We start from the raw sequence: 21,748 nt of genomic DNA on the forward strand, positions 1-21,748 counted from the left end.
GCCGCATCCGCTGATCGTGCGATGCGGCGTGTCGACGTGACCCCAACTTATCGTAAGCTCGCACTTCTGCCCTCCGCGATCGGATCATTTCGCCGGGAGCGGATCGGGCTTTCTCTCGCCGCCTTTCGGCGAGAGGATGGCCGGCGAACGGGAGTGATGGCATGTCGGCACCGAGCGAGACCTTCGACCTGGACCAGATGATCATCCGCAACGCGGAGACGGCCGCCGCCAGCGTGCGTGCCGCCCGCACCGCCATCGCATCCGTCATCTTCGGCCAGGAAGCGGTCATCGACCGGGCGCTCATCACCATTCTCGCGGGTGGCCATGCGCTACTCGTGGGCGTGCCGGGTCTTGCCAAGACCAAGCTGGTGGAAACCATGGGCACGGTGCTGGGCCTTGATGCCCGCCGCGTGCAATTCACACCCGATCTCATGCCCTCCGACATTCTGGGCGCCGAGGTGCTGGAAGAGGGCATGGGTGGCAAGCGCGCCTTCCGCTTCATCCGCGGCCCCATCTTCGCCCAGTTGCTGATGGCCGACGAAATCAACCGCGCGAGCCCCCGCACCCAGTCCGCTTTGCTCCAGGCCATGCAGGAATATCATGTCACGGTGGCCGGCGAGCGCCATGACCTGCCCAAGCCCTTCCATGTGCTCGCCACCCAGAATCCGCTGGAGCAGGAAGGCACCTATCCCCTGCCGGAAGCTCAGCTCGACCGCTTCCTGATGGAAATCGACGTCGACTATCCCGACCGCGACGCCGAGCGGCGCATCCTGTTCGACACCACCGGCGCCGAGGACACCAAGCCGCGCGCGGCCATGGCGGTGGACGACCTCCTGTCCGCCCAGCGCCTGGTGCGCCGCCTGCCGGTGGGCGAATCGGTGGTGGAGGCGATCCTGACCCTGGTGCGCTCCGCCCGCCCCGGCGCGGACGGGCCGGAAGCCAAATATATCGCCTGGGGCCCCGGGCCTCGCGCCAGCCAGGCCCTGATGCTCGCCGTGCGCGCCCGCGCCCTGCTCGACGGGCGATTCGCGCCGTCTGTGGATGATGTGACAGCCCTCGCTGAGCCGGTCCTGAAGCACCGCATGGCCTTGACCTTCGCCGCCCGCGCCGACGGGCAGTCGGTGACCGGCATCGTGCGCCGGCTGACCGAGCGGCTCGGGTGAAGGACCACGCCGTGGCGGCCGAGATCCAGACGTCCGTCGACCAGGCCAAGGAAGCCTCCTCGGTCCTCTCGGCCTCCATGCCCCGCCTCGTGCTGGAGGCGCGCCGCATCGCCGCCTCGGTGCAGCACGGGCTGCACGGCCGGAGACGGCCGGGCACGGGCGAGAATTTCTGGCAATATCGCCGCTTCCTGGACGGAGAGCCCGCCGCGCGGGTGGATTGGCGCCGCTCGGCGCGTGACGACCATCTTTATGTGCGCGAGCGGGAATGGGAGGCGGCCCACACGGTGTGGGTCTGGCCGAACCTGTCGCCGTCCATGACCTATGCCTCCGCACGTCTCCAGCCCAAGCGCGACCGTGCACTGGTGATCGCCTTCGCCCTTGCCGACCTCCTGGTGAAGGGTGGCGAGCGGGTTGGCGTGCCAGACCTTCTGCGCCCCTCCGCCAGCCGGCGCATCGTCGAGCGCATGGCCGAGGCGGTGCTGCATGCGGGCACAGGGCCGGCCTTGCCGCCGGCATTCGGCCCTTCGCCTCTGGCGGAGCTGGTGCTGCTGGGGGACTTCTGGAGTCCGACACAGGCTGTGTGCAGCCGCATCGAGCAGCTGGCGGGCTCGGGCGCGCACGGCCATGTGGTGCAGATCGTCGATCCGTCGGAGGAGACCTTCCCCTTTTCCGGCCGCATCGCCTTTCACGCCTCGGAAGGCGGGGAAAGCCTGACGGTAGGGCGGGCGGAAGCCTGGCGTCCGGACTATGAGGCGCGTCTCGCCGTCCATCGCGCGGCGCTGCGCGACACCTGCCTGCGGCTCGGCTGGGGCTTCGTGATCCACCGCACCGACCGTCCGGCCAGCGAGCTGCTGCTGGCGCTCCATGCCCGCATGGGTGCGGGGGCCAATGCTCCGGGATCCGCCGTCTCGGAATCGCGGCAGGAGGATGCCCCCGCATGATGGGATTGCCGCTCGCCTTCACGGCACCGCTTGTTCTCGCAGCCTTCGTCGCCCTGCCTTTGCTCTGGTTCCTGCTGCGGGTTGTGCCGCCCAAGCCCCGCGAGCTGGTGTTCCCGCCCACGCGCCTGCTGCTGGAGATCAAGCCGAAGGAAGAGACCCCCGCGCGCACGCCATGGTGGCTGACGGCGCTGCGCCTGCTGCTCGCCGCCCTGGTGATCCTCGCAGCGGCGGGTCCGGTCTGGAATCCTCCGGCTGCGACCCCGAGCGCGTCCGGGCCCATGGTCCTGGTGCTCGACCAGGGCTGGCCCTCGGCCCCCACCTGGGAGCAGCGCATCGCCACCGCGTCCGGCCTCATCGACCAGGCCGAAGCAGAGGGGCGCGGCATCGCACTCATTCCCACCGCCGAGGTACCGAAGGAGGTTTCTCTCCTGCTTCCGGCGCAAGCGCGCGAGAAGCTGCGCTCCCTGGCGCCCGTGCCCTATTTGCCGGAACGCAAGGACGCTTTCGCGCTCGCCGCGCGCCATGTGGCTGCCGAGCCGCAGGCGGGGCTGGTCTATATTTCCGACGGCGTGGATCTCCAGAAGGAGGCGGCCGGAGCTGTCTTTCCCGAGATGAAGCTCGCTCAGCCGGCCCTGGTGATCAGCGGCGGCCTCGCAGGGCCCCTTGCCCTTGCGGCGCCCGAAAATGCTGCCGGTGCGCTCAGCGTAAAGGTGCTGCGGGCGGAAGCCGGCGCGCCCCGCGCCGGGCAGGTGGAAGCCAGGGACCAGAAGGGCCTCAGCCTCGGCGAAGCCCCCTTCTCCTTCGCTGCCGATGCCAAGGAGGCGGAAGCCCGCTTCGACATCCCGGTGGAAGTGCGCAACGACATTGCCCGCCTGGAAATCGTCGGCGAACATTCCGCCGGTGCGGTGCAGTTGCTCGATAAGCGCTGGCGCCGCCGAACTGTCGGCGTGGTCTCGGGCGCCAGTTCTGATACCGGCCAGCCCCTCCTAGCACCCACTTATTACCTCTCCCGCGCGCTCGGCCCGTTCGCGGACGTGCGCATCGCCGATGCGGGGGCGCCGGCCGAGGCCATTAACCGTCTGCTGGATCAGCGGGTGCCGGTTCTGATCCTCACCGATGTGGGCACGATCCCCCCCGCCACGCGCACGCGCCTGCTGCGCTTCGTTGAGGAGGGGGGCGTGCTGGTGCGCTTTGCCGGGCCGCGCCTTGCCAATGCGCAGGACGACCTCCTGCCGGTGCGCCTGCGGCGCGGAGGTCGGGTACTGGGCGGTTCCCTGTCCTGGGAGACGCCGCAAGCGCTTGGAAACCTCACGCCGGACGGTCCCTTCCGCGACCTGCCCTTGCCGGACGACGTCACCGTCACCCGCCAGGTGCTGGCCGAGCCCGACGGGGCGCTGGGCGAGCGCACTTGGGCGAGCCTGAAGGACGGAACGCCCCTCGTCACCGGCGTGCGCCGGGGCAAGGGAACGCTTGTGCTGTTTCATGTGACCGCGGATACGTCCTGGTCGAACCTGCCTTTGTCAGGCACATTCGTGGAGATGTTGCGCCACGTGATCGCTCTCGCTGACACGGCGGCCGTCGCGGAGGAGGCACCGGCCGCAGGACCTGCCACAGCACTTGCTACACGCGCCGCGCCCGCTGCCATCCGGCCGAGCCGTGTGCTGGACGGCTTCGGTGCCTTCCAGCCCGCCGGCCCCCTCGTGCGGCCCCTGCCCGCCTCCTTCACCGGACGTGCCAGCGCCGAGCATCCCCCGGGCTTCTATGGTCCATCCGATGGCCTCGTGGCGGTCAATGCCCTTCTGCCCCCCGACCGCCTCGCCCCCTTCGACACATCGCCGCTCGGTGCGACTGTTGAGCCGCTGCGGGCGGGAGAGCAACGCGACCTGCGCGGCCCGGTGCTTGTGGCCATGTTGGGCCTTCTGCTGCTGGACGCGTTGGCTGTGCTTTTCCTGGCGGGCGGCCTGTCTCGCCTGACCGGCCGGCGCGCCCGCACCGTCGCGGGTGCGCTGCTCACCGCACTGGCGCTCTCAACCCTCGCCCCCCTGCCCTCCCCGGCGCGGGCGGACGATGCCTATGCGGTGAAGGCCGCCAACCAAACCCATCTGGCCTATGTGCGCACGGGCGATGCGGAGGTGGACAAGATCAGCCAGGCGGGCCTAGCGGGCCTCACCACCTTCCTCGGCCAGCGCACCGCGCTCCAGGCCGGCGAGCCCATGGGCGTCGACATCGCCAAGGACGAATTGTCCTTCTTCCCCCTGCTCTACTGGCCCATCCTGCCCAACGCACCGACGCCAAGCGCAGCCGTGCTGGCCCGGGTGGATGCCTTCATGAAGCAGGGCGGCACGGTCATCTTCGACACCCGCGACGCGCTGGAGGCGCCGCCCGGCGGCACCGGCCCGCTGACGCCCGCGGGCCGCAAGCTGCGGGAAATTCTCTCCGGCCTCGACATTCCCGAGCTTGAGCCGGTGCCGCGCGACCATGTGCTCACCAAGGCCTTCTATCTTCTGCGCGACTTCCCCGGCCGCTTCACCGGCGGCACCACCTGGGTGGAAGCGCTGCCGCTGGTGCGCGACGGCGAGGAGCGCCCGGCCCGTGCGGGCGATGGCGTCTCGCCCGTCATCATCACCGGCAATGACTTGGCGGGGGCCTGGGCGGTGGGACAAAGCGGAGAACCGCTCTTGCCCCTGACCCCCGGCGAGCCGCGCCAGCGAGAATTTGCGTTCCGCACGGGGGCCAACATCGCCATGTATGTGCTCACCGGCAATTACAAGGCCGACCAGGTGCATGTGCCGGCCCTGCTGGAGCGCCTCGGCCAATGACCTATGGGCTGACCTTCGACCCCTTCATTCCCCTGCCGGCCTTGCTGGCGGCGGCCGGGGTGGCCGCGCTCCTGGCCGGCCTGCTGCTGGCCACCCGCACCCGGGGCGCGGTGTTCCGCGCACTCGCCTTGTGCGCCGGCCTTCTGGCACTCGCCAACCCCTCTCTCACGCGGGAGGAGCGCGAGCCCCTGACCTCGGTGGCTGCGGTGGTGGTGGACAAGAGCGCCAGCCAGGATTTCGGCGACCGCACCGCCCAGACCGAGGCGGCGCGGACGGCGCTGGTGGAACGACTGCAACGCATGGGCAATGTGGAGGTGCGCGTCATCGAGGCCAATGCACGCGATGGGGAAAGCGACGGCACGCGCCTGTTCGCCGCCCTCTCCGCAGGACTTGCGGACGTGCCGCCCGAGCGCGTGGCGGGTGCCGTGATGATCACGGACGGCCGCATCCATGACGTGCCGTCCAATCCGTCCGCGCTGGGCTTTTCAGCCCCGGTCCATGGCCTGATCACAGGACGCTCCGGCGAGAAGGACCGCCGCGTTGCACTGGAGAAGGCGCCCCGCTTTGGCATTGTGGGCCAGAGGCAGGCGCTGACCTTCCGCGTCACCGACGAGGGGCTGCCTGCCGGAACCCGACTGACCGCCACCGTCCGGCGGGACGGCGAAGTGGTGGCGACGCCCGTGGTCACCACTGGCCAGCCCGCCACCGTGGAGGTGGAGATCACCCATGCGGGGCCGAACATCGTCGAGGTGGAAGTGCCGCCGCTCGCCGACGAGCTGACGCCGATGAACAACCGCGTCGCCGTCTCCATTGACGGCGTGCGGGACAAGCTGCGGGTGCTGCTGGTGTCCGGCGAGCCGAATGTGGGCGAACGCACTTGGCGCAATCTTCTGAAGAGCGACGCCAATGTGGACCTCGTCCACTTCACCATCCTGCGCCCGCCGGAGAAGCAGGACGGCACCCCTATCAACGAACTCTCGCTGATCGCTTTCCCCACCCGCGAGCTGTTCCAGACCAAGATCCGCGACTTCGACCTGATCATCTTCGACCGCTATTCCCAGCAGGGCGTGCTGCCGCAGGTCTATTTCGACAATATTGTGCGCTATGTGCGCGCGGGCGGCGCCATCCTGGTGGCGGCGGGCACGGACTATGTGGAGCCCGGCTCGCTCTACAACACGCCGCTGGAGGAGATCCTGCCGGCCGCCCCGACGGGCGCCACCACCGAACAACCGTTCCGCACCCAATTGACCAATCCCGGCAAGCGCCACCCTGTGACGCGGGCTCTGCCCGGAGCGGAGACCGATCCGCCGTCCTGGAGCCGCTTCTTCCGCGTCATTGATGCGGAGGCGCGCTCTGGCACGGCCGTGCTGGCGGGGCCGCAGGACAAGCCGGTGCTGATCCTCGACCGGGTCGGAGAGGGCCGGGTGGCCCTTCTTCTATCCGACCATTTCTGGCTGTGGGCGCGGGGCTATGAGGGCGGCGGCCCCTATATCGACCTTTTGCGCCGCCTCTCCCACTGGCTCATGAAGGAGCCGGACCTTGAGGAGGAGCGCTTGCGCCTCTTCACGTCCGGACGCGAGCTGGTGGTAGAGCGTCAGACCATGGCCGACACCGTGCCCCCGGCCCGCATCACCCCGCCCACCGGACCCGAGCGCACCCTCACCATGACCCAGGTGGAACCGGGCCTCTGGCGGGCCACCACGCCCGCCGACCAATTGGGCCTTTGGCGCGCCGCCAACGGCAATCTGAACGCGCTCGCCAATATTGGTCCCCTGAACCCGAGGGAATTCGCCGAGGTCACCAGCACCAAGGAGGTGCTCGCGCCCATGTCCACCGCCACCGGCGGGGGAATCTGGCGGCTGGCCGATCTGTCCGGCGGCGTGCCGCGCGTGGTGGCGGTCAGCACCGGCGAGCGCCTGGCGGGCGAGGACTGGTTGGGCCTGCGCACCCGCGATGTGAGCGTGGTGACCGGTATCGGCCTGTTCCCGGTCTTCGCCGGCCTCACGGGGCTGCTGCTGCTTCTGGGACTGATTTCCCTGAGCTGGATTCGCGAGGGGCGCTAGAGCGCGATCCCATCAGATTGAATCAATCTGATGAGTGAATCGCCCTCTAACCCATTGATAGAGAATGCGTGATCCGATCAGATGGCGATGCCATCTGATCGGCGCATGCTCTAGAGCACCCTGTCCCCTTGTTTCAACGCATTTCCTTCACGCGAACCGTGCCCCAAGTCGCTCGGAAATGCTCCGAAATCACCGCATCGGAGGCCCCGCCGCCTTCAGCGCCGGCACCAGCACCGCCCGCCACGCTTCAAGCGCATGGAGTGCACCGGCCACATCCAGGTGCCCGCCATCCAGGAAGAGCGGCACGCCATCGGCGGTGGGACGGCAGCGTGTAGCGTCGCAGTAAAGGAGGCGCGGGCGGAACAGGGCGCGACCGGTACCCGTCTCCGCCAGCGATTGCAGCCAGGCCTCGAGAGGCGCGGCCGCCGCATCCGAGGCCGCCCGCGTTTCATCGCAAACCCTCTCATCGCTGCCCGCGAATCGGCGACGCAGCACGCAGCGGCCACCACCCGTGGGAAAGCCCCCCGCGCTGCCCACCAGGAGAACCGGCTTGCCCGCCGCCGAAAGAGCGTCGAGCGCGGCAGCGAGGCGCGCGCGATCAGGGGGCGGGTCATTGGCCCAATTGCCGGCAATCACCACCAGGCGCACACGCGGATCGCCCACCAGCCGCTCCAGGGACTGCGCGCGGAAGGCATTGCACGCCTGCTGCTCGGAACGGGCAAGGGGGCTCAAGGCCGGATCGGGGGCAAGCGGTGCACATCCCGCCTTGGTGACCTGCCAGACGCCGAACCCCTCCTCCCGGCCGAGGCGGTCGAGGGCGGGGCCGTGATGGTCGCCGAAGGAATCACCCCACAGGGCCACGACCGGGGCGCGGGGATCGGGATCGCCGAACCGGCATTGCCCCTCCGGCGGGAGGGTGCCGCCGGGCCCGAGGAGGCAGATGGCGCGGCCTTGCCAGTAGGTACCGACCGTCCGCTCAGCCTCTAGATAGGCGGCCGTGGCGCGGCTGGGCAATCCCCCCGTTGCCACCATCACCCAGGCAATGCCCGCCAAGCCCGCCAGCACCGCCACGCCAACCCCGACGCTGCGCCATTCGCTGGCAGGGCGCGCCGGTCCATGGCGGCGGAATGGTGCCTCAACGAAGCGCCAGGAGAGCGTGGAAACCAGCAGCATGGCGACGAACAGGCCGACGCCCTCCATGAGATCCGGCCCGCGGAAGGTAAGGAAGCGATGGATGGCGATGATCGGCCAGTGCCACAGATAGAGCGAATAGGAGATGAGGCCGATCCACACCAAGGGTGCAAGCGACAGGAGGCGGCCGACCCGCGTGATCCGCCTCTCCTCCCCCGCCCAGATCAGGCAGAGGGCCCCCAGGGTCGGGACAAGCGCGGAGGCACCGGGAAAGATCGTGTCGTGATTGAACGTGGCATAGGCAAAGGCGATGAGCCCCAGGCCCACCAGCGCCACCGCCTCCCCCTGCCAGAGCGCGCGCAGGCGCGGCAGATAGCCGAGCGCCAGCGCCGCTCCCAACAGCAATTCCCAGAAGCGGCCGGCGGAATTGTAGAAAGCCGGCGCCGGCCGGAACACCGCATTGCGGGTGGAAACCACCAGGGACGCCAGGATCAGCGCCCAGATCACATAGGGCCGGATGCGGGCAAGCCGCGGATGAAACAGGAGCGCCAATAGCAGCGGCCAAGCCAGGTAGAATTGCTCCTCCACCGAGAGCGACCAGGTGTGGAGCAGCCATTGCTCGTCGGGCGCCGCGCCGAAATAGCCGGTGGCGGAGAGGAAATAGCGGTTGGCCAGAAAGGTGGAGGCGGCCTGAAGCGACTTCCCGAAGGCCACAAGCATCCCCGGCGGCAACAGAATGAGCGCCGCCACCGACGTCGCGAGCGCCACCGCCGCATAGGCAGGCACGATGCGCCGGACACGCCGGTCATAGAAGGTCAGCAGGCTGAATTGCCGCTCGTCAAGGTCTCGGGCCAGGAGCTTGGTGATGAGATAACCGGAGATGACGAAGAAAATGTCGACGCCCACATAGCCGCCGGGCACCAGCCGCTCGTCGAGGTGGTAGAGGACGACCGGAAGGACTGCCAGGGCGCGCAAGCCGCCAATATCTGCCCTGTACTGCATTCACCCGGACGCCGATCCATTTCTCCGCCGTTTCTCCTTTTTGCAGAATGTTTCGCGTGGTGCCACTCCACGGCGCCGTTTTCCCGCGCCTGTGGCACGGCCGCACCGTATCCCCGGCATGAGAAACGACAGCGCCCGGCCGAAGCCGGGCGCCAAAGGCCGGAGGAGACGGGCCTGCGCTATTGGGCGGCGGCCGCCCGCTCTTCAGCCTCGCGGACCTTTTCCTGATGCTTGGTGACCACGGAGGCGATGAGAACCACCACTGTGACGATGGCGATGAGGATGGTGCAAGCCGCGTTGATTTCCGGCGTCACGCCCAGGCGCACCTGTGAATAGATGCGCATGGGCAAGGTGGTCGCTCCCGGGCCCGTGGTGAAGCTGGCAATCACCAGGTCATCCATGGAAAGCGTGAAGGCCAGCAGGAAGCCCGACACCACCGCTGGCAGGATCAGTGGCAGCGTGATGATGAAGAAGGTCTTGAAAGGCGTGCAACCAAGATCGAGCGCCGCTTCTTCCAGCGAGCGGTCGAAGGTGACGAGCCGCGACTGCACCACCACCGCAACGAAGCACATGGTGAAGGTGATGTGCGCCAGCGTGATGGTCCAGAAGCCACGCTCGAAGCCGATGGCCACGAACAGCAGCAGTAGCGATAGGCCGGTGATGACTTCCGGCATCACGAGCGGCGCATAGGTCATGCCCGAGAACAGGGTCCGGCCGAAGAAGCGGCCGTAACGGGTGAGCGCCAGCGCCGCCATGGTACCGAGAACCGTGGCAATGAGCGAGGAGATGAAGGCCACACGCAGCGTCACCCATGCGGCGTCGAGCAATTGCTCATTTTCCAGCAGCGAAGCGTACCACTGCAAGGAGAAGCCTGCCCACACCGTGACGAGACGCGAGGCGTTGAAGGAATAGATCACCAGCAACAGGATCGGGATGTAGAGAAAAGCGAAGCCGGCGACGATGGACGTCACGTTGAACCAGGACATGCCTTTGTTCATTTTCCCGCCTCCAGCTGGCGTGCCTGGATATTCTGGTAGATCACGATCGGGACCACCAGCACCAAGAGCAGAAGCACCGCCACTGCCGAGGAGGAGGTCCAGGACCGGTTCACCGTGAACTCGGTCCACAGCGACTTGCCGATCATCATGGTGTCGGAGCCACCCAGCAGATCCGGGATCACGAACTCGCCCACCGCCGGAATGAAGCACAAGAGCGCACCCGCCGCGACGCCCGGCAAAGAGAGAGGAAAGGTGATGAGCCAGAAGGCCTTCAGCGGAGTGCAGCCAAGATCCTGCGCAGCCTCCAGCAAGGTGCCGTCCAGCTTTTCCAGGGCCGAATAGAGCGGCAGCACCATGAAGGGCAGGTAGGAATAGACAATGCCGATATAGACCGCGAGGTCGGTATTGAGGATCTGCAGTGGTTCATCAATCAGCCCCACCGCCTGGAGCGCCTGATTGAGAAGGCCTTCGGGCGACAGGATCCCGATCCAGGCATAGACCCGGATCAGGAATGAGGTCCAGAAGGGCAGGATGATCAGCATCAGCAGCGTTGGCTGGATGCTTCGCGAGGCCCGCGCCATGCCATAGGCGATAGGATACCCCACCAGCAGCAGAAGTATGGTGGAGATGGAGGCAATGACGAGACTGGAGCCGTAGGCACCCAGAAACTCATTGTCCCCATCCAGCACGTAAAAGTAATTGGAAAAGGACAGCTGCGACACGAAGTCCAAAAAGCCGGACCAGCCCTTGGAGAGATCGAGTAACGGCGTGTAAGGCGGCGACGCGATCACATCCTGCGACAGGCTGATCTTCATCACGATGAAGAACGGCACCAGGAACAGCAGCAGCAACCAAATATAGGGAATGGCGATGACGAAGAATCGTCCGCGTCCCTTTTCACCCGCCATGGCCATGGGCGCCCCCTTTTCATCCTCGCGGTCGACGGCCGGCCCGCTCGGACCCGGCCTTCCCAAAAGCCTCCCGCTATGGCGGGAGACGGCCTAGCTTCAGTTGCAGAGCACCACGCCCGCATGGGGAGCAAAGGTCACATAGACCTTGTCCTCCCAGGTGATGGGCCGCTCGACCACACGGGACTGGTTGGGCAGCGACACCTTGATGCGCGTACCGCATGGCGTTTCCACATGATAAATGGACAGGTCGCCCAGGTATCCGATGTCCCAGATGGTGCCCTCGAAGAGATTTTCCGTTCCCTCCGCTGGCGCTTCGAGTGAGATCCGCATCTTTTCCGGTCGCACGGCCAGGAAGACGGTATCACCCACCTTGGCGTCCACCGTCTGCGACATGCGGATGGGCGCGGATGTGAGCGGCGAGTGCAGCACCACCTCTCCCCCCGCACAGTTCACCACCTTGCAGTCGAGAATGTTCACATCACCAATGAAGTCCGCCACATAGCGGGTCGAGGGCTGCTCGTAGATGGTGGCGGGGGGCGCCACCTGAACGAGCTTGCCCTGGTTCATGACCGCGATGCGGTCGGCAACCGTCATGGCTTCTTCCTGGTCGTGAGTCACGATCAGGAAGGTCATGCCGAGCTTCATCTGCAGGTCCATGAGCTCGAACTGGGTTTCCTCGCGCAGCTTCTTGTCGAGAGCGCCCAGCGGCTCGTCCAGCAAGAGGACCTTCGGCCGGTTGGCCACCGCGCGGGCGAGCGCCACGCGCTGGCGCTGGCCGCCGGACAATTGGTGCGGCTTGCGCTTGGCAAACTTCTCCAACTTCACCAGGGCCAGCATCTCCTCAACCCGCTGCGTCACCTCGCCCTTGGGCAAGCCGGCCTGACGCGGACCGAAGGCGATGTTGTCGGCGACGCTCATGTGCGGGAACAGAGCGTAAGACTGGAACATCATGTTCGCTGGCCGTTGATAGGGCGGCACGCCCACCAGGTCCTGGCCCGCAAGGGTGACGCGTCCTTCGGTCGGCTCATCGAAACCGGCGAGCATGCGCATCAAAGTGGTCTTGCCGCAGCCGGAGGGCCCGAGAAGGGCGAAGAATTCGCGCTCGTAGATGTCGATGCTGACATTGTTGACGGCGACGAAATCGCCGAAGCGCTTGATCACATTCTCAAACCGGATCAGCGGCGTGGCCGAAGGGTCGGCCCAGGGGGCGAAGGTGCGCCGCACGGCGCCGATGGTCTGAGTCCGTGGTTTCGACATGAGCCCCGCTTCCCCTCGTTGCCGCACGGTAGGAGGCTAGCTTGCGCCGCCGTCATGCTCAAGTCATGTGCAAGCGCAAAAATGATGCGTTGCAGCGCGAGCGGAGAGAGGATCTGTGGGTAAGCAAGCTTGCCGTCAGTTCCGCAGTCGGCAAGGCTTGCACCACCCGCCGGCTTGTGGCAGGAACAGCCCGCTCGCGACGGAAACGTTCGTCGCCGCCAGTCGCTGCGGTAGCTCAGTGGTAGAGCACTCCCTTGGTAAGGGAGAGGTCGAGAGTTCAATCCTCTCTCGCAGCACCATCCTAAGCCTTTCAAAATACAAGCGAACGACGTTGGCCAAAGCGGGCCGAAGCGTGTCGAACGGCTTTTGTCCCGCGTCTTTACTCGTGGAGGCGGCTCCGCGGCCGCCCCGCCTTAGTCCAGGCGGGGCGAGAGGAGGCGCAGGGCGTTGAGGGTGACGAGGACGGTGGCCCCCGTATCGGCGAGAATGGCGGGCCATAGGCCAGTGATGCTGGCAATGGTTGTCACCAGAAAAATCGCCTTCAGTCCCAGGGCAATGGCGATGTTCTGCGCGATGTTCTGCATCACCTGCCGAGACAGGCGGACCATGCGGGCGACATCCGCCACGCGGCCGTGCAGGATGGCCGCGTCGGCCGTTTCCAGGGCCACATCGGTGCCCCCACCCATGGCGATCCCAATATCGGCCGCGGCAAGCGCTGGGGCGTCATTGATGCCGTCGCCCACCTTCAGCACCACCTGGCCCTCGCTCTGCCATGCCAGCACCTGGCGCTGCTTGTCCTGGGGCAGCAGGCCCGCATGGGCCTCGATGCCGAGGGGGGCGGCGATGGCCGCAGCCGCCCGGGGATTGTCGCCGGTCAGCATGGCGGCGGAAATACCCATGTCCCTCAAGGCCCTGATGCCCTGCTCGGCATCCGACCGAAGACCATCGCGCAAGGCGAGGATGCCGGCTGGTGCACCATTGATGAGGAGCACGGCCACGGTTTTACCGTCATCGCTGAAGGCGGCGATCCGGGCCACCTGCTCGGGCAGGAGAATCGACCGCTCGGTGGCGGCGCGAGGGGAGACCAGGGCGATACCCACCCCGTCCACAACACCGGCAACGCCTTGTCCCGGAATAGCTTTCACGCTGAAGACCGGGGGCACGGCAAGGCCCCTCTCTCCGGCGGCAGACAGGATGGCGGTGGCCAGCGGATGGCTTGAGCCGGTCTCCACCGCTGCGGCGAGCGCCAGCACGTCGTCGTCGGTGCGGCCAAGCCCGACGATGTCCGTCACCACCGGCCGTCCTTCGGTGAGCGTCCCGGTCTTATCGAAGGCCACCAAAGTGGCTTGGCGCAAGCGTTCCAGCACCGCGCCGCCCTTCATCAGGAGGCCGCGCCGGGCACCGGCCGCCAGGCCCGCGGCGATGGCGGCGGGGGTGGAGATGACCAGCGCGCAGGGGCAGCCGATCAGCAGAACGGCAAGGCCGCGATAGGTCCAATCTCCCCAAGCCTGTCCGTAGACCAGGGGTGGCACCAGCGCCACCAGGGCGCCGGCCACCAGCACCAAGGGCGTGTAATAGCGGGAGAATTTGTCGATGAAGCGTTCGGTGGGTGCCTTGCTTTCCTGGGCCTCCTCCACCAACTTCACAATGCGGGCAATGGTGTTGTCGGCGGCGGCGGCCGTGACTTCCACCTTCAGGCCCGCCTCGCCATTGATGGTGCCAGCGAACACGGTATCGCCGGGCGCCTTGAGCTTGGGCATGCTTTCGCCGGTGACGGGGGCTTCGTCGACGGCACTTTCCCCTTCCAGAACAAGACCATCCGCCGCGATCCTGTCGCCGGGGCGCACCAGGATGACGGCGCCGGGGATCAGCGTTTCCGCCGGCACTTCGCGCGCGCTGCCGTCCTCCTGAAGCAACGCCGTCTTGGGCAGGAGGGCAGTGAGGCCAGCGATGCTGGCGCGGGCGCGACTTGCGGCAACTCCTTCCAAAATCTCGCCAATCAGGAACAGGAACACCACCGCGGCAGCCTCTTCCGCAGCCCCGATTGCCACGGCGCCGACCGCCGCAATGGTCATCAAGGTCTCGATGGTGAAGGGTGCGCCGGCGCGGGCGGCGGCCAGGGCGCGGCGGGCGATGGGGAGCAGGCCCACCAGCAGGGCGGCGAGGAAGACCCACAGGTCGGACGCCGGCCAGATGCGGCCGGACATCCAGGCCAGAACAATGGCGAGGCCGCAGATCACCGCTTGGCGCGCCTTGCGGCTGCGCCACCAAGGGGCGGCGGCGGGCGCGACGGCGGCGGGAGCATGGGAATGGTCGTGCGGGGGCGCGGGCGCATGATCGGCATGCGCGTGGGCGCAGCAGGGCGCGGCTTGTGTGGTGGGGGAAGCGGCATTGGCCGGCCTCACCCCATAGCCGAGCCCGGCCACCTGCCGGGTCACCCGGTCCGCCTCAAAGCCTTGACCATGCTCCACAATCAGCGTCCCCGCCTGGACCGAGACAGACGCCGCCGCGACGCCGGGAAGGCGGCGCACGGCGGTTTCGATCTTCAAGGCGCAGGAGGCGCAATCCATGCCCTCGACGCGAAAACGGGTGGTGGCGGACGACGCCTGCGACATGGCCGAACTCCATCTGGGGCCGCTGGGGCGCTTGTGGAACCGGCAGGGTGGGTACATCCTCCAGTGACTGGAGGAGCAAGAGGAAAATGGCGGAACTGGACTATTCCATCGGGGAGGCGGCAAAGTTAAGTGGTATAAAAATACCTACAATCCGCTATTACGAGGAGATCGGCCTGCTGGCGGCAGTGGCGCGCAGCGAGGGAAACCGGCGCTTTTATGGGGCGGACGACCTGCGCCGGCTCGCCTTCATCCGCCATGCGCGCGAGCTGGGCTTTCCCATGGACGAGATCCGTACCCTGTTGAAATTGCAGGATGATCCTGACCAATCCTGCGCTACGGCCGATGCCATCGCCACCGCCCGGCTCCAGGATGTGGAGCGCCGGATCGCCCGGTTGGAGCGGCTCCGGAGCGAGTTGCGCAAGATGGTGGAGCAATGTGCCGCGGGGCGGGTGGGGGAGTGCCGGGTGATCGAGACCTTGGCCGATTCGACCCACACCCATGGACGGCTCGCCGACGAATAGGGCCAAAATGGCCGGTGATCTCGGCTTGGACGCCACGGAACAAGGGTGGATCAAGGCGCCGGACGGCCTGAACTGGGCTTGGCCGGGTTCCCGCGCCACGCAGGCCCCTCTCCTGCCCCCTCCGTCCCCTCCGACGCCCGACCTGCCGCCAAAGAGGCCACCGCCAAGCTGCACGTTCCCGTGAGGGGGACGCCCGCCCTTGCCATTCCCCATCGCCCGGGGACACCTTGCCCCAACCAGCGACCCGCGACCACGGAGCGACAGAATGTGGCAGCCGCCCCGACCACCCGCGAACGAAGCCGAACGCCTCCGGGTGCTGGCCGCCTGCAACATCATGGATACCGGGCAGGATGAGCGGTTCGACCGGCTGACCCGCCTCGCCACCGCGCTCTATCAGGTGGATGTGGCCTTCCTGTCCTTCATCGACGATGCGTACCAGTGGATGAAGGCGATGTCCGGCCCCGGTCTGGCGCCGGTGATCGAGCGGCGGCGGACGGTGTGCAACCTCATCGTCGAGAGCGGCCAACCGCTGGTGGTGGGGGACCTTCACACGGACCCGCGCCTCGTCGGCCATCCGGTGGCGGCCTCTTTGCCGTTCCGCTTCTATGCGGGGGTGCCGCTGATGATGGCGCCGGACCTGGCGGTGGGCACGCTGTGTGTGCTCGGAGCGGCCGTGCGGGAGACCTCGGGCGTCGACATCGCCCCTCTCACCGACCTCGGCGCCATCGCCATGGACGAGCTGGACTTGTGGAAGATCAACCAGGACCTGAAGCGCCGCGCCGACACCGATTCCCTGACCGGCCTCGGCAATCGCCGGGCCTTCGACGAGGAACTGGAGCGGGCCGGCCGGCGGGCGCGGCGCACTGGCGCTCCGGTCTCGCTGCTGCTGGTCGACCTCGACCACTTCAAGGCGGTCAATGACGTGTCGGGCCATCCGGCCGGCGATGCGGTGCTGCGACGGGCGGGACAGCGTTTGGGCCAAGCGGTGCACCGGGCCGACGACATGGCCGCCCGCTATGGCGGCGAGGAATTCGCCATCCTCCTGCCGGGAACCGACGCTGCGGGCGCCGCCGTGCTGGCGGAGGCCATTCGGGCCGACATCGCGGCGGCCGACATGCCCCATCCGCTCACCGGACGCGTCACCGCCAGCATCGGCGCGGCGACTCACCAGGGCGCGGCCGCCGACACGGATCGCCTGGTGGCGGAGGCCGACCGTGCCCTTTATCGGGCCAAGGCGCTGGGGCGGGACCGGGTGGTGCTGTTCGAGGCCATGGGCGAGGCCTTGACCCCCGCGGCCCTGGCCGGCGCGGAAGGGTGAGGCGCCCATGAGAAAGGCCGCGACGCTCTCGCATCGCGGCCTCCCCGGCTCCCCCGCAGGAACCGGTGTCGCGGCTTCGGCCCCTCACCGTCGGCCGCGGCGATCGCCCGGCGCCCTGCACGGCGCCGGAGCGGGGTGTTCAGTCGATGGCGTCCATATATTCCTCGGCCACCTTCATCTCATGGCCAAGCGGAACCCGGCCGGAGAGGGCGGCAGCCAGGCGCGCCTCGTCCAATTCGCCTTCCCAGCGAGCCACCACGATGGTGGCCACCGTGTTGCCGATGAAATTGGTGATGGCCCGGCACTCGGACATGAAGCGGTCAATACCGAGAATGAGCGCCATGCCGCCAATCGGAACGGAAGGCACCACGGAGAGCGTGGCGGCGAGCGTGATGAAGCCCGCGCCGGTGATGCCCGCCGCGCCCTTGGAGGACAGCATGGCCACCAGCAGAAGCAGGATCTGATCCCACAGGCTGAGATGGATGCCGGTGGCCTGGGCGATGAAGAGCGCCGCCAGCGTCATATAGATGTTGGTGCCGTCCAGGTTGAAGGAATAGCCGGTAGGCACCACGAGCCCAACCACGGAGCGGTGGCAGCCCGCCTTCTCCATCTTTTCCATCAGGCTCGGCAGCGCGGCTTCCGAGGACGAGGTGCCGAGCACAAGGAGCAGCTCTTCCTTGATGTATTTCAGGAGCTTCCAGAGCGAGAAGCCGTTGTAGCGGGCGACCGCGCCGAGCACCACGAACACGAACAGGAACGAGGTGATGTAGAAGGTCACCAGCAGCATGGCCAGGCTCACGATAGAGCCGAGGCCGTAGCGGCCGATGGTGAAGGCCATGGCACCAAAGGCGCCGACGGGGGCCGCGCGCATCAGGATGGCCACCAGGCGGAACATGCCCTGGGCAGTGGAGTGCAGCACGGTCAAAAGCGGCTCGGCCTTGTCGCCGATGCCGGCGAGCGCGATACCGAACAGAACCGCGAAGAACAGCACCTGGAGAATGTCACCGGAGGCCATGGCGCTAAACGGCGTCGCCGGGATGATGTTCATCAGGAAGCCGACGATGGTGGAATCGTGGGCCTTGGCGATGTAGTCGGCGGTCGCCTTGGGGTCCAGCGTCGCGGGATTGATGTTCATGCCCGCGCCGGGCTGCACCACATTGCCGACCACGAGGCCGATGATGAGCGCCAGGGTGGAAAAGGTGAGGAAGTAGATCATGGCCTTGCCGGCCACGCGCCCGACCTTGCCGAGGTCCCGCATGCCCGCGATGCCGCTGACCACGGTGAGGAAGATCACGGGGGCGATGACCATCTTCACCAGCTTGATGAAGGCATCGCCCAGGGGACGCAGTTCCACCGCGAACTTGGGGTAGAAGTGGCCCAGCAGGATGCCGAGAATGATGGCCACGAGCACCTGGAAATACAGGTGATGATGCAGCTTGCGACGCGCGGCCGGGGCCGGCGCCGGAACGGCGAGCGCCATGGGCGTTTCTCCTTTGGGCCTTCGGCACCTCTTCAAACAGGGCGCCTTCGGGACCGGGTGAACGGACGAGGCGGATGCCTCGCGCCTCCTTCGGCAAGCCCCGTGCCAGGGCGCGCGGCATCAGGGGCTCGGAAACCCGCTTGAATTCACACGTCTTTTTGCCGTGTCGCTGCCGCTGATTTGACGCAATGTGCGAAATTTCGCACAATATCGCCCAAAGTCGCGTGCGACTTTCCGCACATTCCGGAGCCCTCCCCTGGCCAATAGCGACCATTCCGTATCGGAGGCCCCCCTGGCCCCCGCGCCGCCTCCCTCCCCTTCGCCAGCGGCCGGTGCCCGCGCGCCCCGCCGGCGCCGCCTCTCCTTTCTGATCCTCGTCACGCTGGCACTCGGCGCCCTGGTGATGCTGGACGCAGCGGCCGCGCGGGTGGCGGAGAATTGGGCGCTCTCCCAATTGCGGGCCACGGCGGAAGCAGCGGTGGCGCTGCGCGGCGCCATGCTGCGCTCGGAGATCGAAAAGCAGCGCTCCTTGCCTTTGGTGCTCGCCGATGATCCCGGCGTGCGGGCGGCCCTTGCCGATCCGCAGGAGGGCCAGCTCCTCGCCCTCGACGAGCGGCTGGAGCGCATCGCGCAGGAAAGCCGGGCGGGCGCCATCTATGTGATCGACGCCCAGGGCCTGACCCGCGCCGCCAGCAATTACCGCACCGCCGAGAGCTTCGTCGGCAGCAACTACGCCTTCCGCCCCTATTTCACCGGCGCCATGAAAGACGGCCAGGCCGCGCATTTCGCCTTCGGCACGGTGAGCCATCGGCCGGGCCTTTATCTCTCGCGGCGGATCGAGGGCACCACGGGGCCGCTCGGCGTGGTGGTGGTGAAGGCGGAGTTCGGCGCCACGGAGGACGCCTGGCACGCCCTGCCGGAACCTGCCTTCGTCACCGATGAGCGCGGCATCGTGCTGGTGGCGAGCGAGCCGGCCTGGCGCTTTCACACCACGGTGCCGCTGGATGCAGCCCAGCGGGCGGAGATCCGCGCCAGCCTCCAGTTCGGCGATGCCCCGCTCGCCATGCTGCCCATCCGCCCCGCGCGCGACCTGCCGGGCGCCGCCGTGGTCGCGGCCCCGCCAGCCCTGGCGGGCCAGACCTTCGTTGCCTCCGACGCGCCCTTGCGCACGTCCGGTTGGACGCTCCATGTGCTTGCCCCGACAGCCCCCTCGGTGCCGCTGGCCACCACGGCGGCCCGCTCGCTCGCCTTGCTGCTGGGGGTGGCGGGCTTCGGCGGTGTCGGCATCTGGACCGCCCGCCGGCGCAGTCTTGCCCGCGAGCGGGACCGGGCGACGACCGCCCGGCGGGAACTGGAGGCCCGCGTCAGCGAGCGGACACAGGCGCTCAGCGACGCCAATGCCCGCCTCACCGCCGAGATGGAGGAGCGCCGCCGCACCCAGGCCGCCCTCGGCCATCTTCAGGACGAACTGGTGCAGGCCAACAAGCTGGCGGTGCTTGGCCAGATCGCCGCCTCCGTCGCCCATGAGGTGAACCAGCCTGTGGCGGCCATCCGCACCTATGGGGAAAATGCCCGCCTGTTCCTGGAGCGGGGCGATCCCGCCTCCGCCCGCGCCAATCTCGCCATCATCGACGACCTCACGCAAAGGGTGGGCGCCATCACCGGCGAATTGCGCGCGTTCGCCCGCAAGGCCCCCGCCGACATGGAGCCGGTATCGCTGCGCGCCGTGCTGGAAGGGGCGCGCCTTCTGGTGCGCCATCGCCTCGCCGAACAGAAAGTGGCGCTGGAGATCCACATCCCCATCACCGACCTGGTGGTGCGCGCCGCTCGCATCCGCCTGGAACAGGTGTTCGTGAACCTGCTGCAGAACGCCATCGAGGCGCTGGATGGGCGGCGCGACGGGCGCATCCGCATCACCGCGCGGACGGAGGGAACCATGGCGGTGGTCACCGTCTCCGACAACGGGCCGGGGCTGGCGGCGAGCGTGCGCGAGGCCCTGTTCATGCCCTTCGTCACCACCAAGCCGGAAGGGCTCGGCCTCGGCCTCGTCATCGCCCGCGACATCGTCGCCGAATGCGGCGGCACCTTCACCGCTGGCGAGGGGCCCGGCGCGGTCTTCATTCTCACTTTGGCGAGGGCCTGACCATGGCGCATGTCGCCGACCGGCCGCCGGACGTGGCCTTCATCGACGATGACGACAGCCTGCGCGCCGCCAATATCCAGTCGCTCATGCTGGCGGGCCTTGCCGCCCTGCCCTTCGCCAGCGCGGAGGCGGCGCTGGACGCCATCGACGCCGGCTTTCCCGGCGTGGTGGTCACCGACGTGCGCATGCCCGGCATGGACGGGCTCGAACTGTTCCGGCGGCTGAAACGGCGCGATGCGGACCTGCCCGTCATTCTCATCACCGGGCATGGCGACATCGCCATGGCGGTGGAGGCCATGCGGGAGGGGGCCTATGACTTCCTCGCCAAGCCCTATTCCGGCGAGCGGCTGCTCGGCTCCATCCGCCATGCACTGGAGAAGCGCCGGCTGGTGCTGGAAAATCGCGAGCTGCGCCGCGCCGCCCAGCTCGCCGCCCAGCATGCGGCCGAATTGGCCGAGGAGGACTTGCCGCTGCTCGGCGCCGACCCCGCCATGGAGCGCCTGCGCCAGACCATCCGCCAGCTCGCCGATGCGGACGTGGACGTGCTGGTGGAAGGCGAGACGGGCTCGGGCAAGGAGGTGGTGGCCAATCTCCTCCATCGCCTGGGTCCCCGGGCGGCGCGGCCCTTCGTGGCGGTCAATTGCGGCGCGCTGCCCGAGACCATGATCGAGAGCGAACTCTTCGGCCACGAGGCCGGCGCTTTTACCGGCGCGCTCAAGAAGCGCGTGGGGCGGATCGTGTTCGCTCATGGCGGCACGCTGTTCCTGGACGAGATCGAGGCCATGTCCCCGGCCCTCCAGGTGAAGATGCTGCGGGTGCTGGAGGCCCGCGAGGTGATCCCGCTCGGCGCCAATGAGGGCCGGCGGGTGGACATCCGCGTGGTCGCCGCCGCCAAGATCAACCTGTTGGAGCTGGTGAAGGCCGGGCGGTTCCGGGAGGATCTCTATTACCGCCTGCATGTGGCGACCGTGCGCATTCCCCCCTTGCGGGAGCGCCGCTCGGACGTGCCGCTGCTCTTCTCCCATTTCCTCGCCGCCGCCGCCAAGCGCTTCCGCCGTCCCCCGCCCGTGGTGGGGCGCGCGGTGCTCGACCGGCTGGAAACCCATGACTGGCCAGGCAATGTGCGCGAGCTTCTCCACTATGTGGAGCGCGTCGCCCTCGGCCTGGTGGACGCCCCCGCCCCACCGGAGCCCGACACCGGCGCCCCGCCCCTGCCCCAGCGGGTGGAGGCCTATGAGGCCGAGCAGATCCGCGCCGCGCTCGCCGCCCATCAGGGCGACGTGCAGGCCACCGTCAAAGCCCTCGGCATCCCCCGCAAGACCTTCTACGACAAGCTCCACCGCCACGGCATCGACCAGAACGCCTTTCGTGGCGGGCGGGAGTGAG

General features: G+C 67.9%; 14 protein-coding genes and 1 tRNA gene. 9 read left to right on the top strand and 6 right to left on the bottom strand.

Annotation, left to right across the window (positions count from 1 at the left end; all coding sequences use genetic code 11):
* Window positions 1-161: 161 nt before the first annotated feature.
* The 4 genes from J5J86_RS22005 to J5J86_RS22020 are packed head-to-tail and all read left to right on the top strand — an operon-like array spanning window position 162 to window position 6,986.
* Complete coding sequence (locus J5J86_RS22005; RefSeq protein WP_209102152.1) at window positions 162-1,163, top strand: AAA family ATPase; 1,002 nt, start codon at window positions 162-164, stop codon at window positions 1,161-1,163.
* Window positions 1,160-2,104 (top strand): DUF58 domain-containing protein, encoded by a 945-nt coding sequence (locus J5J86_RS22010; RefSeq protein ID WP_446698639.1) that lies wholly within the window; start codon window positions 1,160-1,162, stop codon window positions 2,102-2,104. Before J5J86_RS22005 ends, J5J86_RS22010 begins: the two co-directional genes overlap by 4 nt.
* Window positions 2,101-4,923 (top strand): DUF4159 domain-containing protein, encoded by a 2,823-nt coding sequence (locus J5J86_RS22015; RefSeq protein ID WP_209102153.1) that lies wholly within the window; start codon window positions 2,101-2,103, stop codon window positions 4,921-4,923. Before J5J86_RS22010 ends, J5J86_RS22015 begins: the two co-directional genes overlap by 4 nt.
* Window positions 4,920-6,986: a hypothetical protein gene (locus tag J5J86_RS22020; protein WP_209102155.1), complete on the top strand. Its 2,067-nt coding sequence runs from the start codon at window positions 4,920-4,922 to the stop codon at window positions 6,984-6,986. The genes J5J86_RS22015 and J5J86_RS22020 overlap by 4 nt, the downstream gene beginning before the upstream one ends.
* Window positions 6,987-7,175: 189 nt before the next feature.
* Here J5J86_RS22020 and J5J86_RS22025 read toward each other — a convergent pair whose 3' ends face one another.
* From J5J86_RS22025 to J5J86_RS22040, 4 genes are all read right to left on the bottom strand, one after another.
* Entirely contained in the window at window positions 7,176-9,119 is a 1,944-nt protein-coding gene (locus J5J86_RS22025) for an acyltransferase family protein (protein WP_209102157.1), read from the bottom strand.
* 179 nt (window positions 9,120-9,298) lie between these two features.
* Window positions 9,299-10,117: an ABC transporter permease gene (locus J5J86_RS22030; protein ID WP_209102159.1), complete on the bottom strand. Its 819-nt coding sequence runs from the start codon at window positions 10,115-10,117 to the stop codon at window positions 9,299-9,301.
* On the bottom strand, window positions 10,114-11,025 hold the full coding sequence (locus tag J5J86_RS22035; RefSeq protein WP_247658662.1) for an ABC transporter permease subunit: 912 nt from the start codon (window positions 11,023-11,025) through the stop codon (window positions 10,114-10,116). Before J5J86_RS22035 ends, J5J86_RS22030 begins: the two co-directional genes overlap by 4 nt.
* Window positions 11,026-11,124: 99 nt before the next feature.
* Window positions 11,125-12,285, bottom strand: coding sequence for an ABC transporter ATP-binding protein (locus J5J86_RS22040; RefSeq protein ID WP_209102163.1), 1,161 nt, complete (start codon window positions 12,283-12,285; stop codon window positions 11,125-11,127).
* A gap of 224 nt (window positions 12,286-12,509) precedes the next feature.
* Here J5J86_RS22040 and J5J86_RS22045 point away from each other — a divergent pair.
* Window positions 12,510-12,584: transfer RNA gene (locus J5J86_RS22045), tRNA-Thr, on the top strand.
* 114 nt (window positions 12,585-12,698) lie between these two features.
* Here the strand turns inward: J5J86_RS22045 and J5J86_RS22050 are convergent.
* Window positions 12,699-14,900, bottom strand: a complete 2,202-nt coding sequence (locus J5J86_RS22050) for a heavy metal translocating P-type ATPase (protein ID WP_209102165.1) — start codon at window positions 14,898-14,900, stop codon at window positions 12,699-12,701.
* Between the two features lie 86 nt (window positions 14,901-14,986).
* On the opposite strand from J5J86_RS22050, the gene J5J86_RS22055 reads away from it, so the two are divergent.
* Together J5J86_RS22055 and J5J86_RS22060 are read left to right on the top strand one after the other, a co-directional pair.
* Entirely contained in the window at window positions 14,987-15,421 is a 435-nt protein-coding gene (locus J5J86_RS22055; RefSeq protein WP_209102167.1) for a MerR family transcriptional regulator, read from the top strand.
* Window positions 15,422-15,686: 265 nt separating this feature from the next.
* Window positions 15,687-16,739, top strand: coding sequence for a GGDEF domain-containing protein (locus J5J86_RS22060; protein ID WP_209102169.1), 1,053 nt, complete (start codon window positions 15,687-15,689; stop codon window positions 16,737-16,739).
* A 139-nt stretch (window positions 16,740-16,878) separates the two neighbouring features.
* Here J5J86_RS22060 and J5J86_RS22065 read toward each other — a convergent pair whose 3' ends face one another.
* Window positions 16,879-18,219 carry a dicarboxylate/amino acid:cation symporter gene (locus J5J86_RS22065; RefSeq protein ID WP_209102170.1) on the bottom strand — a complete coding sequence of 447 codons (1,341 nt, stop codon included), beginning with the start codon at window positions 18,217-18,219 and terminating at the stop codon, window positions 16,879-16,881.
* A gap of 403 nt (window positions 18,220-18,622) precedes the next feature.
* Here J5J86_RS22065 and J5J86_RS22070 point away from each other — a divergent pair, with 403 nt between their 5' ends.
* On the top strand, window positions 18,623-20,362 hold the full coding sequence (locus J5J86_RS22070; RefSeq protein ID WP_209102172.1) for a sensor histidine kinase: 1,740 nt from the start codon (window positions 18,623-18,625) through the stop codon (window positions 20,360-20,362).
* A gap of 2 nt (window positions 20,363-20,364) precedes the next feature.
* Entirely contained in the window at window positions 20,365-21,747 is a 1,383-nt protein-coding gene (locus J5J86_RS22075; protein WP_209102174.1) for a sigma-54-dependent transcriptional regulator, read from the top strand.
* The last annotated feature ends 1 nt before the right edge of the window (window position 21,748 follow it).

Source organism: Aquabacter sp. L1I39 (genome assembly GCF_017742835.1).
Lineage (GTDB): Bacteria > Pseudomonadota > Alphaproteobacteria > Rhizobiales > Xanthobacteraceae > L1I39.

Excerpts from the sequence above, each read along its gene's own strand:
- J5J86_RS22005 (WP_209102152.1), top strand. The coding sequence starts at position 162 with ATGTCGGCACCGAGCGAGACCTTCGACCTGGACCAGATGATCATCCGC.
- J5J86_RS22015 (WP_209102153.1), top strand. The coding sequence starts at position 2,101 with ATGATGGGATTGCCGCTCGCCTTCACGGCACCGCTTGTTCTCGCAGCC.
- J5J86_RS22020 (WP_209102155.1), top strand. The coding sequence starts at position 4,920 with ATGACCTATGGGCTGACCTTCGACCCCTTCATTCCCCTGCCGGCCTTG.
- J5J86_RS22025 (WP_209102157.1), bottom strand. The coding sequence starts at position 9,119 with ATGCAGTACAGGGCAGATATTGGCGGCTTGCGCGCCCTGGCAGTCCTT.
- J5J86_RS22030 (WP_209102159.1), bottom strand. The coding sequence starts at position 10,117 with ATGAACAAAGGCATGTCCTGGTTCAACGTGACGTCCATCGTCGCCGGC.
- J5J86_RS22035 (WP_247658662.1), bottom strand. The coding sequence starts at position 11,025 with ATGGCGGGTGAAAAGGGACGCGGACGATTCTTCGTCATCGCCATTCCC.
- J5J86_RS22040 (WP_209102163.1), bottom strand. The coding sequence starts at position 12,285 with ATGTCGAAACCACGGACTCAGACCATCGGCGCCGTGCGGCGCACCTTC.
- J5J86_RS22050 (WP_209102165.1), bottom strand. The coding sequence starts at position 14,900 with ATGTCGCAGGCGTCGTCCGCCACCACCCGTTTTCGCGTCGAGGGCATG.
- J5J86_RS22055 (WP_209102167.1), top strand. The coding sequence starts at position 14,987 with ATGGCGGAACTGGACTATTCCATCGGGGAGGCGGCAAAGTTAAGTGGT.
- J5J86_RS22060 (WP_209102169.1), top strand. The coding sequence starts at position 15,687 with ATGTGGCAGCCGCCCCGACCACCCGCGAACGAAGCCGAACGCCTCCGG.
- J5J86_RS22065 (WP_209102170.1), bottom strand. The coding sequence starts at position 18,219 with ATGGCGCTCGCCGTTCCGGCGCCGGCCCCGGCCGCGCGTCGCAAGCTG.
- J5J86_RS22070 (WP_209102172.1), top strand. The coding sequence starts at position 18,623 with ATGCTGGACGCAGCGGCCGCGCGGGTGGCGGAGAATTGGGCGCTCTCC.
- J5J86_RS22075 (WP_209102174.1), top strand. The coding sequence starts at position 20,365 with ATGGCGCATGTCGCCGACCGGCCGCCGGACGTGGCCTTCATCGACGAT.